General features: G+C 60.1%; 13 protein-coding genes. 7 read left to right on the top strand and 6 right to left on the bottom strand.

What is annotated here, in order from left to right; all coding sequences use genetic code 11:
- Positions 1-61 precede the first annotated feature (61 nt).
- On the top strand, positions 62-817 hold the full coding sequence (locus J2Y39_RS20170; RefSeq protein ID WP_252879264.1) for an ABC transporter substrate-binding protein: 756 nt from the start codon (positions 62-64) through the stop codon (positions 815-817).
- On the opposite strand, the gene J2Y39_RS20165 is transcribed toward J2Y39_RS20170, so the two are convergent.
- The 5 genes from J2Y39_RS20165 to gpmI form a co-directional block, all read right to left on the bottom strand.
- Positions 798-2,171: a Vps62-related protein gene (locus tag J2Y39_RS20165; RefSeq protein WP_310219355.1), complete on the bottom strand. Its 1,374-nt coding sequence runs from the start codon at positions 2,169-2,171 to the stop codon at positions 798-800. The genes J2Y39_RS20170 and J2Y39_RS20165 overlap by 20 nt on opposite strands.
- A gap of 115 nt (positions 2,172-2,286) precedes the next feature.
- On the bottom strand, positions 2,287-3,063 hold the full coding sequence (locus J2Y39_RS20160; protein WP_252883016.1) for a divergent polysaccharide deacetylase family protein: 777 nt from the start codon (positions 3,061-3,063) through the stop codon (positions 2,287-2,289).
- 2 nt (positions 3,064-3,065) lie between these two features.
- Entirely contained in the window at positions 3,066-4,385 is a 1,320-nt protein-coding gene (locus tag J2Y39_RS20155; protein WP_039756590.1) for a S41 family peptidase, read from the bottom strand.
- A gap of 31 nt (positions 4,386-4,416) precedes the next feature.
- Positions 4,417-5,703 carry a murein hydrolase activator EnvC gene (locus J2Y39_RS20150; RefSeq protein ID WP_150637972.1) on the bottom strand — a complete coding sequence of 429 codons (1,287 nt, stop codon included), beginning with the start codon at positions 5,701-5,703 and terminating at the stop codon, positions 4,417-4,419.
- A 254-nt stretch (positions 5,704-5,957) separates the two neighbouring features.
- Positions 5,958-7,487 carry a 2,3-bisphosphoglycerate-independent phosphoglycerate mutase gene (gene gpmI, locus J2Y39_RS20145; protein WP_016772117.1) on the bottom strand — a complete coding sequence of 510 codons (1,530 nt, stop codon included), beginning with the start codon at positions 7,485-7,487 and terminating at the stop codon, positions 5,958-5,960.
- 153 nt (positions 7,488-7,640) lie between these two features.
- Between gpmI and J2Y39_RS20140 the strand changes: the two genes are divergently transcribed.
- Genes J2Y39_RS20140 through secB form a run of 3 tightly spaced genes read left to right on the top strand, consistent with a single transcriptional unit; the run spans position 7,641 to position 8,853 of the window.
- Entirely contained in the window at positions 7,641-8,054 is a 414-nt protein-coding gene (locus tag J2Y39_RS20140) for a rhodanese-like domain-containing protein (RefSeq protein WP_016772116.1), read from the top strand.
- A gap of 1 nt (position 8,055) precedes the next feature.
- Positions 8,056-8,310: a glutaredoxin 3 gene (gene grxC, locus J2Y39_RS20135; protein ID WP_016772115.1), complete on the top strand. Its 255-nt coding sequence runs from the start codon at positions 8,056-8,058 to the stop codon at positions 8,308-8,310.
- A 57-nt stretch (positions 8,311-8,367) separates the two neighbouring features.
- On the top strand, positions 8,368-8,853 hold the full coding sequence (gene secB / locus J2Y39_RS20130; protein ID WP_016772114.1) for a protein-export chaperone SecB: 486 nt from the start codon (positions 8,368-8,370) through the stop codon (positions 8,851-8,853).
- 95 nt (positions 8,854-8,948) lie between these two features.
- Here the strand turns inward: secB and J2Y39_RS20125 are convergent, their stop codons facing one another.
- Positions 8,949-9,404 (bottom strand): tRNA (cytidine(34)-2'-O)-methyltransferase, encoded by a 456-nt coding sequence (locus J2Y39_RS20125; protein WP_016772113.1) that lies wholly within the window; start codon positions 9,402-9,404, stop codon positions 8,949-8,951.
- Between J2Y39_RS20125 and J2Y39_RS20120 the strand changes: the two genes are divergently transcribed.
- From J2Y39_RS20120 to J2Y39_RS20110, 3 genes are all read left to right on the top strand, one after another.
- The gene (locus tag J2Y39_RS20120) at positions 9,403-9,843 is read left to right on the top strand and encodes a hypothetical protein (protein WP_310219352.1); all 441 of its coding nucleotides are present in this window, start codon (positions 9,403-9,405) and stop codon (positions 9,841-9,843) included. The genes J2Y39_RS20125 and J2Y39_RS20120 overlap by 2 nt on opposite strands.
- A gap of 187 nt (positions 9,844-10,030) precedes the next feature.
- A complete protein-coding gene (locus tag J2Y39_RS20115) occupies positions 10,031-12,022 on the top strand; it encodes a leucine-rich repeat domain-containing protein (protein WP_310219350.1) in 1,992 nt (663 codons plus the stop codon).
- A gap of 119 nt (positions 12,023-12,141) precedes the next feature.
- Positions 12,142-14,607: a hypothetical protein gene (locus J2Y39_RS20110; RefSeq protein WP_310219349.1), complete on the top strand. Its 2,466-nt coding sequence runs from the start codon at positions 12,142-12,144 to the stop codon at positions 14,605-14,607.
- Positions 14,608-14,639: the final 32 nt, after the last annotated feature.

The raw sequence follows: 14,639 nt of genomic DNA, 5'->3' as shown, positions 1-14,639 counted from the left end.
AGTGGACAGCATGGCGCGCCCAAGGCACTCTTGGGCACGCCATGGATTCCGGTAGCCCGACATGATCAAACGCCTGCTTGTTGTTCTCGCCAGCGCCTCGTTGTTGCTCATCAGCAATGCCCGGGCCGAAACCAGTCCCGACACCGATCTGGTACTGCTCACCGAGAACTTCCCGCCGTACAACATGGCGAAGAACGGCAAGAATTTCGCCCAGGGCGACAACATCAACGGCATTGCCACGGACATCGTTCGCGAGATGTTCCAGCGCGCCGGCCTCACTTACAGCCTGACCCTGCGTTTCCCCTGGGAGCGTGTCTACAAACTCGCCCTGGAGAATCCCGGCTACGGGGCCTTCGTCATGGCGCGCCTGCCCGATCGCGAAAGACTGTTCAAATGGGTCGGCCCAATCGGCCCGGACGACTGGATCCTGCTGGCCAAGGCTGACAGCAAGATCACCCTCGAAACCCTCAATGATGCGCGCAAATACAAGATCGGCGCCTACAAGGGCGATGCGATTGCCGAGACGCTCACCAAGCAAGGCCTCAAACCGGTAGTAGTGCTGCGCGATCAGGACAACGCAAAAAAACTGCTCAATGGCCAGATCGATCTGTGGGCCACGGGTGATCCTGCCGGCCGTTATCTGGCGCGGCAGGATGGCGTGACCGGCCTGAAGACCGTGCTGCGCTTCAACAGCGCCGAGTTGTATCTGGCGCTGAACAAGGACGTCTCCGATGAGGTGGTCAACAGGCTACAGACCGCGCTGGATCAGTTGCGCAAGGAAGGCGTGGTCGATGAAATCATGGCGCGCTATCTGTAACGGCTGACTCCTCGGGCTCTGGCAGGGAGGTGCTGATTTCGCCCTCGGTCGCAGGCACAAGCACAGTCTGATCTTCGACCGCCTCTGGCTCCGAAGCGACGATGATTGCAGGCTCGGTAGGTGCGTACTGGCTGATGTGCAGGCTATTGCCATCGGTGTAGCTGAAACCCTCCGTCACTGCCGTGCCGTCTGCGCGCACCAGGTTGTATTCGCTCTGCGCCAGATAAGCCGCCACGGAGCGGTTTTTGTCCACCACCGCAACCACTTCGATGGTCGCAGTATTGAGCCATTCATTCGAATGCAGTTCGCATTGGGTGAAATCGTGGCCCAGCCGTGCGGAAAACATCAGCGCGCCGTGCTGTCGGGTTTGCCATTGGGCGCCGAATTCGATGGATGTGGTCTGGGTGAAAGTACGCAAGCCGCCAGTACGCTGGGCGCGCTGCGCATTCCACCTGAATATCTGGCTGTCGTTGCCACTGTTGCGTGCGTGACCGACGAGGATGTAGCGATCCTTGCGTTCAAGCAGATAGAAGGGCGAGTGACGCCATTGCTCAGCGGCGGTGTAACGCGGATCGTTGACCGTGAACCAGGGGAGGCTGGCGGTGTAAGTCGCATCGTCCGTTGGCTCTACAGGTGTTGGCGTCTCGCCGCAGAGCACCGGTGGCGATGGACGTGTAGACATCTGCAGGCCGATCTGCAAGCGCAAGCAGTAGACCGGGAAACTGGCCGGTCGGCTGTAGTCACTCAGGCTGAAAAAACTCCCCGATGCCAAATAGACTTCGCCCGGCAAAGCGGCTGGAGGAACGGCGCTCCAGGTGCTGACGCGCTGTCGGGCCTTGCTGCCCTTGTCGTCCCAGATCAGATCGGTGGTATTCGACGCGATCACCAGGTCTTCCCGAACGCAGCGCACCGCGTTGAGCGAAGGTTTTTCATGATCGTTCGAGCACACCGACCCCAGCGCTACGTAGCCTGCGGGAGCTAGCGGTCGCCAGATCGACAGATCTCTTTTCGAGCCTGATCCGGAGTCCTTCCAGACCAGCTCGTAATCATCGGGACGTCGCAGTGCCCTGCCTTTGGTGGGGGCATTGCTGGCAATGTCTGCCTCACAAACAACCGCGACCACGCGTTCACCGTTGATGTTGCCAACGCCTCTGGTGACGAAGTCGCCCAAGGGGAAGTAACCGGGCAGCGCGTCGGGAGCCGGGGTCGGGCGCCAGAACGACGCGGGTCTGGCCGACAAACCGTTGGTATCCCAGATGCGCAGAAATTCTGTTGTGAAGTTGATCAGCAGGTTATCGATGCGGATCGGTTCAGTCCGCCCAACGGGCGGGATAATCGGGGCGTTGTTTGTCATGGGCACTCCTGATAGTTGCAAGCGACTCAAAGGAGTCGCGACCTGTTGCAGGTCTCACTATCCGGAAGGGGGAGGGGCGTTCGGTGGTAACTATGTATTGCAACGTGACCGGGTGTTACCGGTAAACGCCATCCTTGCCATGGCCAGCCATGGCGCGGTTGCTGCGCACGCTGATCATCTGCCTGATATCGATCCAGTCGATGCCCTGCGCTTTGAGCTTGGGTAATTCGCGCTCCAGCACCGCCAGGGTCTGCGGATACGGATGGCCGATCATCACCGCTGAACCCTGTTTGTGCGCCAAGGCGATTGCGGTCTGTAGCTGAGTGGCAATGGCCGCTTCGGTGCGCTCATCATCGAGAAACACGTCTCTGGAAACGCTGGCCAGGTCGATTTTCTGCGCCTGCTGCGCAGCGACGGTCTGCGCGCTGGTGCGGCTGTCGACGAAGAACTTGTGCCGACGCTGCAATTCGCCCATCAACCACGCCATCGCCGCAGGCTGCGCGGTCATGCGGCTGCCCATGTGATTGTTGATGCCGGCAGTGAACGGGACTTTTTCGAACGCAGCATTCAGGCGTTTCTGCAGTTCTTCGAGGGGCAGTTCCGGGTGCCAGGCGTAAGGCCCGGTGGCCGGGTCCATGGGCATGTGCAGGATGACGATCTTGCCGGCGCGATGAGCTTCGCGGGCAAATTCCGTGGCGTGGGGGGTATCGGGCATGATCGCCGCCGTGACCGGGCCGGGCAGGGCGAGCACGCGACGATCCCGGGGCAGGTTCTGCCCCAGGTCATCGATGATCAGTGTCAGGTAGGCCTTGTGCGGCGAGGAACTGGCGGGCTCTGCTTGGGCAAGACCCGCCAGACAGCACAACAGAACGCAGAGGGAACGCAGCAACATCCTCAGCGGCCGGACGTGATGCTCAGGCCTTTGAGCAGGCTCAGGGCCTGGGCCAACTGGTAATCGTCATCCTGCGGCATCGCTTTGGCCTTGCCGCCGGAGCCGCTCGGTTTGTCGGCGCCGCCGTTGCCGTTGCCCAAGTGACCTTGCAGATCGGCTTCCTTGAAGTATTCGCTGTCGGCTTCGTTGGTGATCTTCGCGCGGCGCACTTCGATGTCCGGCACGATGCCCTGAGCCTGGATCGAGCGGCCGTTCGGCGTGAAGTACAGCGCGGTGGTGATCTTCAGCGCGCGGTCGTTGTTCAGCGGCAGCACGGTCTGCACCGAGCCCTTGCCGAAACTGGTGGTGCCCATGACCACGGCACGTTTCTGGTCCTGCAGGGCGCCGGCGACGATCTCCGAAGCCGAGGCACTGCCACCGTTGATCAGCACGACCATCGGTACCGCTTCGCTCTCGTCCTTGCCGGTGGCGGAAAAGCGCAACTCGGAGTTGGCAATGCGGCCCTTGGTGTAGACGATCAGGCCCTTGGTGATGAAATGGTCGACCACTTCAACCGCCGATTGCAGCACACCACCCGGGTTGTTGCGCAGGTCGAGGATGATGCCGTTGAGCTTCTTGCCGTTGTCCTTGCGCAGTTTGGCCAGAGCCTTGGAGACTTCTTCGCCGGTCTTGACCTGGAACTGGGTGATGCGGATGTAGCCGTAGCCCGATTCCAGCAGCTGCGCCTTGACGCTCTTGACCTGAATCACTGCACGGGCCAGTGTCACGTCGAACGGCGTGCCGCCATCGCGAACCAGGGTCAGGGTGATTTTCTGGCCGATCTTGCCGCGCATCTTGTCGACGGCTTCGGTCATGGTCTGGCCACGGGTTGGCTGGCCGTTGATCTTGACGATGAAGTCACCCGCCTGGATGCCCGCCTTCGACGCTGGCGTGTCATCAATCGGCGAGACAACCTTGATGAAGCCGTCTTCGGCGCCGACTTCGATGCCCAGGCCGCCGAACTCACCGCTGGTGCTTTCCTGCAGCTCGGTGAAATCTTCAGGGCCAAGGTACGCCGAGTGCGGATCAAGGTTGCTGAGCATGCCCTTGATCGCGTTTTCCAGCAGGGTCTTGTCGTCCACAGGCTCGACGTACGCGGCTTTGATCCGGTCCATGACCTCGGCGAAGGTGCGCAGCTCTTCCAGTGGCAACGGCGCCTTGGCGGTCGCGGCAGTGCCTGCCGGAGCGACGGTCGGGGCCGGTTGCGCGGCGAACGCCAGAGGCGCGCCGATCACCAGGGCGATCGTCAGGGCCAGCGAGGTAAGGCGGGACAAATGCAGCATGTCGAACGAACTCCTGAATTAGGTGGTGCGCTTATCCTTGCGCACGACACCATTGCGCCGGATCACTCGGGTGACCCTGCTGACGAATTGCGAAATACAGCGCTGGCGTGTCCTGACCGCCACTGTTACCGACAGTGGAAATCGACTCGCCCGCCTTGACCACATCACCCGCCGACTTGAGCAGCGTCTGGTTGTGGCCGTAAAGACTCAGAAAACCGTTGCCGTGATCAAGAATCACCAGCAAACCGGCACCGCGCAGCCAATCGGCGAACACCACGCGCCCGCCGTGTACGGCGTGCACCTGGCTGCCGGCGGAGGCGCTGATCATCACGCCATCCCACTTGGTGCGGGCGTCGTCGCCACGGCTTTCACCGAAGCGTGCGAGTAATCGACCATCAACCGGCCACGGAAGTTTTCCCCGCGTTGCAGCAAAAGGCCCGCCAAACGTTTCGCCGCTGCTCGATACCAGCGCGCCGGGGCTTGATCTGGCGGGTTTTCGTGGGGCGTCGCTGTTTTCAGCCTGCGCCTCACGCAAACGCTTTTTTTCCGCTTCCTGCTGGGCGATCAGCGCTTTCTGCCGCGCCTCTTCTGCCTCACGAGCCTGTCGGGCCAGGGTTTCTTCAATGGTTTTAAGGACTTTAGACAGGTCTGCCTGATCCTGCTCGCGGGCGGCGAGTTTCTGGTCGCGGGCCTTGACGTCGTCATTGAGTCTGGCGAGAACCTGCTGGCGCTCCTTGCGGACTTTCTCGAGTGCTTCGCGCTGCGTGTCGAGGTCGCTTTTCTGCACCAGCAACTGCGCTTGCTGCAGACCGATGTCTTTTTCGACATTGGCCAGCTGGCGCAGGGTTTCGTTGAAGTTCTTCAACTGCTCCAGGCGTGCCTGGCTCAGGTAGTCGTAATAGGTGAGGGTGCGGGCGAATTTCTCGGGATTCTGCTGGTTGAGCAGCAGCTTAAGGTATTCCTGGCGGCCGTTCTGGTACGCCGCTCGGGCCTGAATGGCGATCAGTCGCTGCTGTTCAGTGCGCGCGCTCTGGAGTTTTTTTTTCTCTGCATCGAGCCGCTGTAGCTCGGATTCGCTTTTCTGCAGTTCTTTCTGCAGCGCGTCGACCTGCTTCTGCAGCTTGCCCATCTCGGTTTCAGTGCCCTTGAGCTCTTTCTGCACGCCGGACTTTTCTTCCTGCAGCTTGCCCAAGAGTTTTTTCAGCTCGGCGATATCCTGACGCGTGGCCTCCAACTGCTGTTGGGTTTGCGCGCGCTCGTCGGCGAAGGCCGGCTGGAGCAGACAGGTCAGAGCAAGGGCGATCAGGACGCGAAGCATAGGGGCGGGCGGCACCAGGGTAAGGGACGGCCTAGTATGCCCGCCCGAGGCTGCAAAAAAAACGCCCAATTGGGGCTGTGTGATAACTGGCTGGAGATACAGCTGAAAATAATCTTCGAACCCAGCACAAACCACTGTGGGAGCTGGCTTGCCAGCGATGGCGGCTGCACATTCAACATAAATGCTGGCTGTCAGATTGCTATCGCTGGCAAGCCAGCTCCCACAGGGTTTTTGCGGTGTTTTCCGGATTCGGCTCAGACCAGGATCGAGGTACCGGTCATCTCCGCCGGTTTTTCCAGACCCAGCAGCATCAGCATGGTCGGCGCTACGTCCGCCAGCACGCCGCCTTCGCGCACTTTCAGGTCGCGTTTGCCGACGTAGATGAACGGCACCGGCTCGGTGGTGTGCGCGGTGTGCGCCTGACCGGTGGATTCATCGGCCATTTGCTCGACGTTGCCGTGGTCGGCGGTGATCAGTGCTTCGCCGCCGACCTTTTCCAGCGCTTCAACGATGCGACCGACGCAGGTGTCCAGGCACTCGACCGCTTTTACCGCCGCATCGAACACACCGCTGTGGCCGACCATATCGCCGTTGGCGTAGTTGACCACGATCACGTCGTAACGCTGGTTTTCGATCGCGTCGACGATACGGTCGGTGACTTCCGGCGCGCTCATTTCCGGCTGCAAGTCATAAGTAGCGACTTTCGGCGACGGGATCAGGATGCGCTCTTCGCCCGGGAACGGTTCTTCACGACCGCCGGAGAAGAAGAAGGTCACGTGAGCGTACTTCTCGGTTTCAGCGATGCGCAGCTGGGTCTTGCCGTTTTTTGCCAGGTAATCACCAAGAACGTTTTCCAGGCTGCCGGCGGCGAAGGCCGACGGTGCCGGAATACTTGCGGCGTACTGGGTAAGCATGACGAAACCGGCCAGTTTTGGCTGGCGGGCGCGCGCGAATTCCTTGAAATCGTCTTCGACGAACACCCGGGTCAGCTCGCGTGCGCGGTCTGCACGGAAGTTCATGAACACCACGGCGTCGCCGTCTTCAACTTTCACCGGCTCACCGATGGAAGTGGCTTTGACGAATTCGTCGCTTTCGCCACGGGCGTAGGCGGCTTCGAGACCTTCCTGAGCGGTGGCGGCGTTGAATTCGCCGTTGCCGTCGACGATCAGGTTGTAGGCCTGGGCGACGCGATCCCAACGGTTGTCACGGTCCATGGCGAAATAGCGGCCGATGATGCTGGCGATCCGGCCTTTGCCCAAGGCCTGGAAAGTCGCGTCGAGCAGTTCGATCGACGAGGCAGCGCTTTTCGGCGGCGTGTCGCGGCCGTCGAGGAAGGCGTGCAGGTAGATTTTTTCGGCGCCGCGCTTGAAGGCCAGTTCGGCCATGGCGATCAGGTGATCCTGGTGGCTGTGCACGCCGCCGTCGGACAGCAGGCCCATGAAATGCACGGCTTTGCCGGCGGCCACGGCTTTATCCACAGCGGCGCAGATGGTCGGGTTTTCGAAGAATTCGCCGTCGCGGATCGCTTTGGTCACACGGGTGAAGTCCTGATACACCACGCGCCCGGCGCCGAGGTTCATGTGGCCGACTTCGGAGTTGCCCATCTGGCCGTCCGGCAGACCGACGTCCATGCCGCTGCCCGAGATCAAGCCGTTCGGCACGGTGGCCCACAGACGATCCAGCACAGGTTTCTTCGCCGCGAACACGGCATTGGATTCGGGGCTGTCGCTGTGACCGAAGCCGTCGAGAATCATCAGGACCAAAGGTTTGGGCGTAGTCGTCATGGAATCCACTCGTGGCTGATAAAGAAGAGGGCGATGGAAAACGGAGTTGGAGTTTAAAGCGAAGTTCCGACCGCGTCACCGCCGGACGGGGTTTGGCCGACCATAGTGGCTGTGTATACTGGCCGACATTTTAACGCCCTGGAACCTCCTTCGATGGTTGCTCACCTGATTGAATTTGCCACTAACCACTACATTCTTGTCGGTATCTTCGTCGTACTTCTGGCTCTGTTGCTGGCGCACACGATGCAGGGCGGCGGCAAGAGCCTGAGCACCGGCGAACTGACCGCACTGGTCAATAAAGACGCAGGCGTGGTGGTGGACATCCGTCCGGCCAAGGATTATGCCGCTGGCCACATCGTCGGCGCGGTGAACATCCCGCAAGACAAACTGGCCGCCCGCGTCGGCGAGCTGGAAAAACACAAGGCCAAGACCATCATTCTGGTCGATGCCCTCGGCCAGACCGCCGGCACCCACGCCCGCGAACTGATGAAGTCCGGCTTCACCGCCGCCAAGCTGTCCGGCGGGATTTCCAGCTGGAAAGGCGACAACCTGCCGCTGGTGAAATGACATGAGCGAAGTCATCGTCTATTCCAGCGATTACTGCCCTTACTGCTCGCGCGCCAAGCATCTGCTCGCCAGCAAAGGCGTGGCCTTCGAAGAGATCAAGGTCGATGGCAAGCCGCAGCTGCGTGCCGAAATGACCAAAAAGGCCGGGCGCACGTCCGTACCGCAAATCTGGATCGGCGCAAAGCACATCGGCGGTTGCGATGATTTATACGCCCTGGAGCGCGCCGGCAAACTCGACGCGCTGCTCAAGGGCTGAACGGCTGCACCCACGTACAGCACTCCCTAAAAGACCCAAGATCGATAAGGATCTGAGATGACTGACCAACAGAACACTGCAGCCAGCGAAGAAGAAACCGCACCGCAATTCTCCTTGCAGCGCATCTACGTACGCGACCTGTCCTTCGAAGCCCCGAAAAGCCCGGCGATCTTCCGCCAGCAGTGGGATCCGGCGGTCGGTCTGGATCTGAACACCCGCCAGAAAGCGCTGGAAGGCGATTTCTACGAGGTGGTGCTGACCCTTTCCGTTACCGTGAAAAACGGTGAAGAAGTGGCCTTCATCGCTGAAGTGCAACAGGCCGGTATCTTCCTGATCAAGAATCTGGACGCGGCTTCGATGAGCCACACCCTCGGTGCATTCTGCCCGAACATCCTGTTCCCGTACGCCCGCGAAACCCTGGACAGCCTGGTCACCCGCGGTTCGTTCCCGGCGCTGATGCTGGCCCCGGTGAACTTCGACGCCCTGTACGCGCAAGAGCTGCAGCGCATGCAGGAAAGCGGCGAGACCCCGACCGTTCAATAAAGGCTCGGATACGCATCGCGGGCAAGCCCGCTCCCACAGGTTTGCACATTCCTGTGGGAGCGGGCTTGCCCGCGATTGTTTTGGTCAGGCGAAAACTATTTGAAGTCGTTCTGCCGCCACGCTTCGTATACGGCGACCGCCACGGTGTTGGACAGGTTCAGGCTGCGGCAGCCTTCGCGCATCGGCAGGCGCAGGCGCTGTTCGGCGGGCAGGGCGTCGAGCACGTCCGCCGGCAGGCCACGGCTTTCCGGGCCGAACAGAAACGCGTCGCCGGGCACGAACGCGGCATCATGGAACGGCCGCGAGCCCTTGGTGGTGAAGGCGAACACGCGCGGGTTACCCAGACTTTCCAGACAGCTGGCCAGGTCAGCGTGACGCTGCAACGTGGCATATTCGTGGTAGTCGAGACCGGCACGGCGCAGGCGCTTGTCGTCCATCTCGAAACCCAGTGGTTCGATCAAATGCAGGTGGCAGCCACTGTTGGCGCACAGCCTGATAACGTTGCCGGTGTTCGGCGGAATTTCTGGTTGAAAAAGGATGACGTGAAACATGCACGGCTCCGAAGGTAAAGATGAGCGGCATTCTACGCCGCCTGTGGACAACCGTTCGAAACTATTCCCGCGAGTCATCGGCTCGCTGGCGATTGTCGGCTTGATGATCGGCTTGATGATCGGCCGTCTGACCACGCCCGATCCAAGCGTGCTGGAGCGTGTCGAGGTCACCGATGGCGGCCTGGTGGTGTGGTTCAACAACGAGCCGAAACTGCACGGCGAGATCATCGATGGCACCGTCGCGCTGCTGTTTCAGGCCGAGGGTCGGGCGCAGAAGGGCCAGCTCAGGCTCAACGGCAAGGACGTCAACTGGCGCACGCGCAAAAGCGATGGAGGGTTATTGCTGACGGTGCTGGCAGCGCGCCCGTTGCAGGGCGGCTGGGTTGGCAGCGAGGTCGATGATCGTTGGCGGCTGGAGATCCGCTTGAGCGAGCCCTAGGGGCAAGTCCTCATCACTGGGGCGCGCTCCGACACTGTTTGAGGTCGTTTCCCACTGCGGCCGTCTCCCTTTCCCATCTCCGTCCGATGCTCGTCCACGCTATCGTTTGCCCCTTCAAACGGCAGGATGCCGAAACCCGTCGTCCCCTTGCTCGACTGCATGGGGCGTCTTTTTCAAGGATGAAAACATGCCAGTAAAACCCCCTCGCGGTGGCGGTACCCACGTGGACGTTCCGGGCAGCCCGCATCGGGCTGCGGACGCCGACATTTCGCTCCACGGCCACCCGGGTCGCACAGGCGTCGATGTGAATTTTGCTTCGCATCATTTGCTGCCGCGCGCCGAATCATCCAGTGATGCGACCCTGGATGCCATACCCCCTGCCGCGGCCGTTGTGGTGCGCGCACTCGCAGAAGGTATTCGCCCTCCCGCCACCCAGCCTTCGCTGGACAATTACGTCACCAACGCCCGAGCGATACTTCCACAGGTCAACAGTGAGGGTTTGCGGGTGATCAGTCGGCGAACCTACGCAGACTTGGTCAACGGCGACCTGGTGCCTGTCGCAGTGGATCCTGCGACGGGTCTGTATCGAGCCCGGCGGCCAAGCGAGTTGCTCCCATCCGGCCCGGTGATGCTGCGCGATGTGCACAGCGGACTTTGGTATGCGCGTGAAGTCGTGGAACCAACTACCCGGGAGCAGATCCGCAAGTACCTGCCCGACACGACCGACGAGGACGCGGATGCCTTCATCGCCCGGTTCGATGACAAGGACGTGGCAGAGCTTGAGCTCAAGCATATTCAGCTTGGGCTGGCGCAATTGGACTCGACGCGTTTTGACCTGCCGATCAGTCGAGGTCGCATTTCATCGGACAAGGAGTTACATGAGGCGCGGAATATATGGGCGACGTTTCGCCAGTTGTACCTATGGCAAGGTCAGCCCGAACAGCGCGTCTACCGTGACGGGCGGCATGTGGGCTTCAAGCTGGAAATCGATCTGACGATATGGCCAGTTCAAAAACCGCTTTCCTTGAAATTCAGCTCAGTGATTTCTCTGACTTTAAGAGGCCGTGGCCGGCTGGACCCGGACGTGTTTTGCGCACAGTTTCCCAATCTTGAAAGTCTGACCATTACCAGTCAGGCAATCGAAGTGGAAGGGCGGTTTCAAGGCTGGAACGTGATCGAACGGGCTTATTCGAAATTCAGGCTGGATTCGCGATTTGCCGAGCAATTGAAAAGATTCCCGCGTTTGCAAAGGCTGCACCTTCAGGACTGTGAACTAACGTCTGACTTTTCCGTACGAGGCCTTGCCAGGCTAAACGAGCTATGGCTTTGCAACACATTCGAGGCCCCGGTGAACAGCCTGGACATGCAGATGCGGCATCAGGAGCAAGTCACCTTTTTGCAAGTGGCAGCTGACATCAGAGGCATGACTGAACTGCGGGTGCTGGATCTGAGCCGCACCGGAATACACCTGCTGCCTTCCGGACTTGATGCCATCGACGTGGCGTCGAAGCTTGAAGTGTTGAGACTGGGGGGCAATCCGCTTTCGATCAGCCCCTCACTCGAACACATGACCGCACTGCAGGAGCTGGATCTTTCCAATACACGATTGCAAAGATTTCCCGAGGGCATTACCGACAGGATTCCCGCAAGAGAACTGAATCTTGCGGACAATCACATCAGGTCGATCCCCGAATCCGTGGAGCTCAGAGCGGGCTTCAATCTCATCGGCAATCCGATAATGGACCCGGCCTCTTTACGGCGGTTGATACGAGCACGTGTAGAGACAGGCACCGATATCTGGCTTGGGCAGGAAAGCAGCGATGTAACTGCCGATCTCTGGCTACGCAATGTGCCACAGGAACAGATAGCGGAAAAACAAGCGCTGTGGGACAGGCATAACGCCGCAATGCCACTGGCAGTGACCGGCATTCTTCGTCGACTGAGTCGAACGCCCGAGTTTCACGTTGAACGCCCGCTTCTGCAGCGGCGCGTGTGGTGGTTTCTGGAAATGTATGACAGCGCCGAAGTCAACGAGCGGGCCAGGCTCGACGCCATTCTTTATACGGAAACGAGTCCCGGGAGAATGCTGGACAGGCTGGAGAATGAAATCCGCAACTATGACGGAGGGCGACAGAGTCAGCCGCTGCACCCTTTGCCCAAGCGTCCCAGGTTCGAGTAACTCGCAGGAGTACGCAGTGCCGATGCAAAAGCGGCAAACCTCGACCCGTCTGTAACAGCAATGCCACCCCCCCATCGTCTCTGGGATAAATGCCAGGGACGACTTTCAAGGATGAAAACATGCCAGTAAAACCACCCCGCAGTGGCAGCACCCGCGTGGACACGGATGTTCACCCGGCTATGACCCGACGTCTGGACAAGGATTTCGCACTGGTGCGCACTCCCGATCTCAATGGCACCGCCCCCTGGGTTCGTGGCGATGATCCGAAGCTGCGGGGCAGCTTGCCGGGCGATGTTGTCGGCGCGGACAGGACCTTGCCGACGCCGATGGTCGAGGTTCGCCCTGCGCCGCACACCAATCCAAGTCCTCCCGTCATCGCCAGGTCGCTGGACAGTTACGCAATGCGATCACCGGCCGGACTGCCGGCAGCTGACGGTGACGGCTTCAGGCTGTACAAAAAACGTCAGTATGTGGATGTGTCTGGCGGCGGCATCGTTCTGGTAGGGGTGGATCCGGACAGCGGATTTTATCGCGCTCGACTCCCCAGCGAGTTGCTGCCCACCGGTCCATGGATGTTGCGGGATAGCCGCAGCGGCCTCTGGCATCCGCACAACGACTTCAACGCACGCACCGATCCTCTGACCGTTGCGGGTTTGCAGGGATTTCGCAGCGGGCTGGATCTCAGCGGCGTCGCCCCCGGCAGCGACGGCGTGGTACGTCACGCTGGCAAGCTCTACGTGGTCATTGATCAACAGGCGTATCAGGTTTTGCAGGATCTTGCTGCGTCTCGCCCGGAATACAAGGTCTGGCGTCTGGTTGATCCCAGTCATCCCGGCGCCACCGACAGCGCAAACATTTATCGCGCCAGCCTCGGCGGTGAGACGCTGGCCATTACCCGGAACGAGCGCAATACCTGGGTTTCCATCCTTCCTGGTTTACGCGGGGGCATGCAGCGCAATGAGGCTGCAGGTGCCAATCCGTTCAACTTTCATCGCCCCTGGCTCACTGACTCCGGCCCTTCACGGGGGCAAGCGGCGGTCGCAGACGCGACCACGCGGGCGCAGGTAAAACGCTATTTCGCCGACTCCACCGATCAGCATGCCGATGATTTCATTGCCCGATTTGCTGAGGCAGGTGCGGCTGAGGTGGAGCTCAAACGGCTACAGCTTGAGTTTCCTCAACTCAACCGTGAGGTCACTGCGTGGGAGACTGCCTACAGGGGTGACAGCAGTGCCGAGCGCATTCGGCGACTGGCAATAGGTGCCAGCGTGCGTCGATTGTTCAAGTGGCAGGGCGACAGTTCGGAGAAAGTCTTCCGGGATGGCCGGCTGATCGGCTTCAGGTTGAAACTGGATTTGGGCGCGCGGGGGAATTTCGCCCTTCCGGTTTTTTCGATTCGACTCGGATCTGTTGTGTCTCTTGGCCTGGAGGGACGCACCTCTAGGAATCTGGGAGATCTGTTGTCGATGTTCCCGCGCATGGACACCTTGCAAACACGCAGAATCGACGGCCAGAAATTGCTTGCCCAACTCGACAAGCTCCCACAGTTGAGAGTCCTGGAAATTCGTGAAAGCAGTCTGTTGCTGTCGTCGACAGGCCTCGACCACTTCGCCACATTGACCGGGCTGGAAGAGTTGAGCCTGATCAACTGTGGTATCTGGCCCGATCTTTCAGTGCGAGGGATGACCGGGTTACGGGTATTGCGCGCACGTTCCTGTGGCTTGCTCCGTCTGCCTTTCGGATTGGATGAGGTGGCCGTGGCGTCACGGTTGCAGGTGCTTGATCTGTACCACAATCCCGAACTGCGACATCCGCCTGATGTGACCCAGATGTCCGAATTGCGAGTATTGGATCTGTCCCATACCCGCATATCCGCGCCGCCACCCGGGCTTGGCATGCAGAGCGGTCCTTCGCGACTCCAGGTCTTGAATTTATCCAGCACCCCACTCGCTGTGGCGCCGTCGCTCAGCGCAATGTCGGCATTGCTGGAGGTTGACCTGAGCCATACCGCGATAAAAACTTTCCCGGACGGCGTGAACTCCGAGGTTCCCCGAGCACGTCTGGATCTGAGTTATACCCGGATCGAATCAATCCCCGAAGCTGTTGAACTCAGGGAAGGTTTCAACCTTACCGGCACGTTGATTTCCGATCCTGTCTACTTTCGGCGGTTGATTGCTGCACGTCGGCAAACAGGTACGGACATCTGGTTGGGACGAGCTTCGAGCCATCTGGTCATAGACCACTGGATGCACAATGTTCCACAAGCGCAACGCGCCGCCCGGATTTCCCTCTGGGACTCGTTAATCGATCCGACGAATGTTGCCATGATGGGCAAAATCAGAGAGCTGGTCCGTACGCCTGAGTTTCAGGTTGAGCGGCCGCTTCTGCAGCGTCGGGTCTGGGCGTTTCTGGAACATTTCCAAAAGGCGAGTCTTGGTGAGCAAGACGCTTTGCGGGACATCGCGATAACGGAGTCCAGTCCCGGAAAAATGCTGGAAAGGCTCGAAGAGGAAATGACGAAGTTCGACTCAACCTGGCAGCACCAGCCCCCGCATCATTTGCCCAAGCGGCCGCGGCTTGCATAGGGGGGGGCAAACCGCAGGCGGCACGATGCCGG

This window comes from Pseudomonas sp. 2957, from assembly GCF_031456345.1.
Lineage (GTDB): Bacteria > Pseudomonadota > Gammaproteobacteria > Pseudomonadales > Pseudomonadaceae > Aquipseudomonas > Aquipseudomonas siliginis.
Note: the sequence above shows the minus strand (reverse complement) of the source record. Positions and strands in the feature narration are given on the sequence as shown.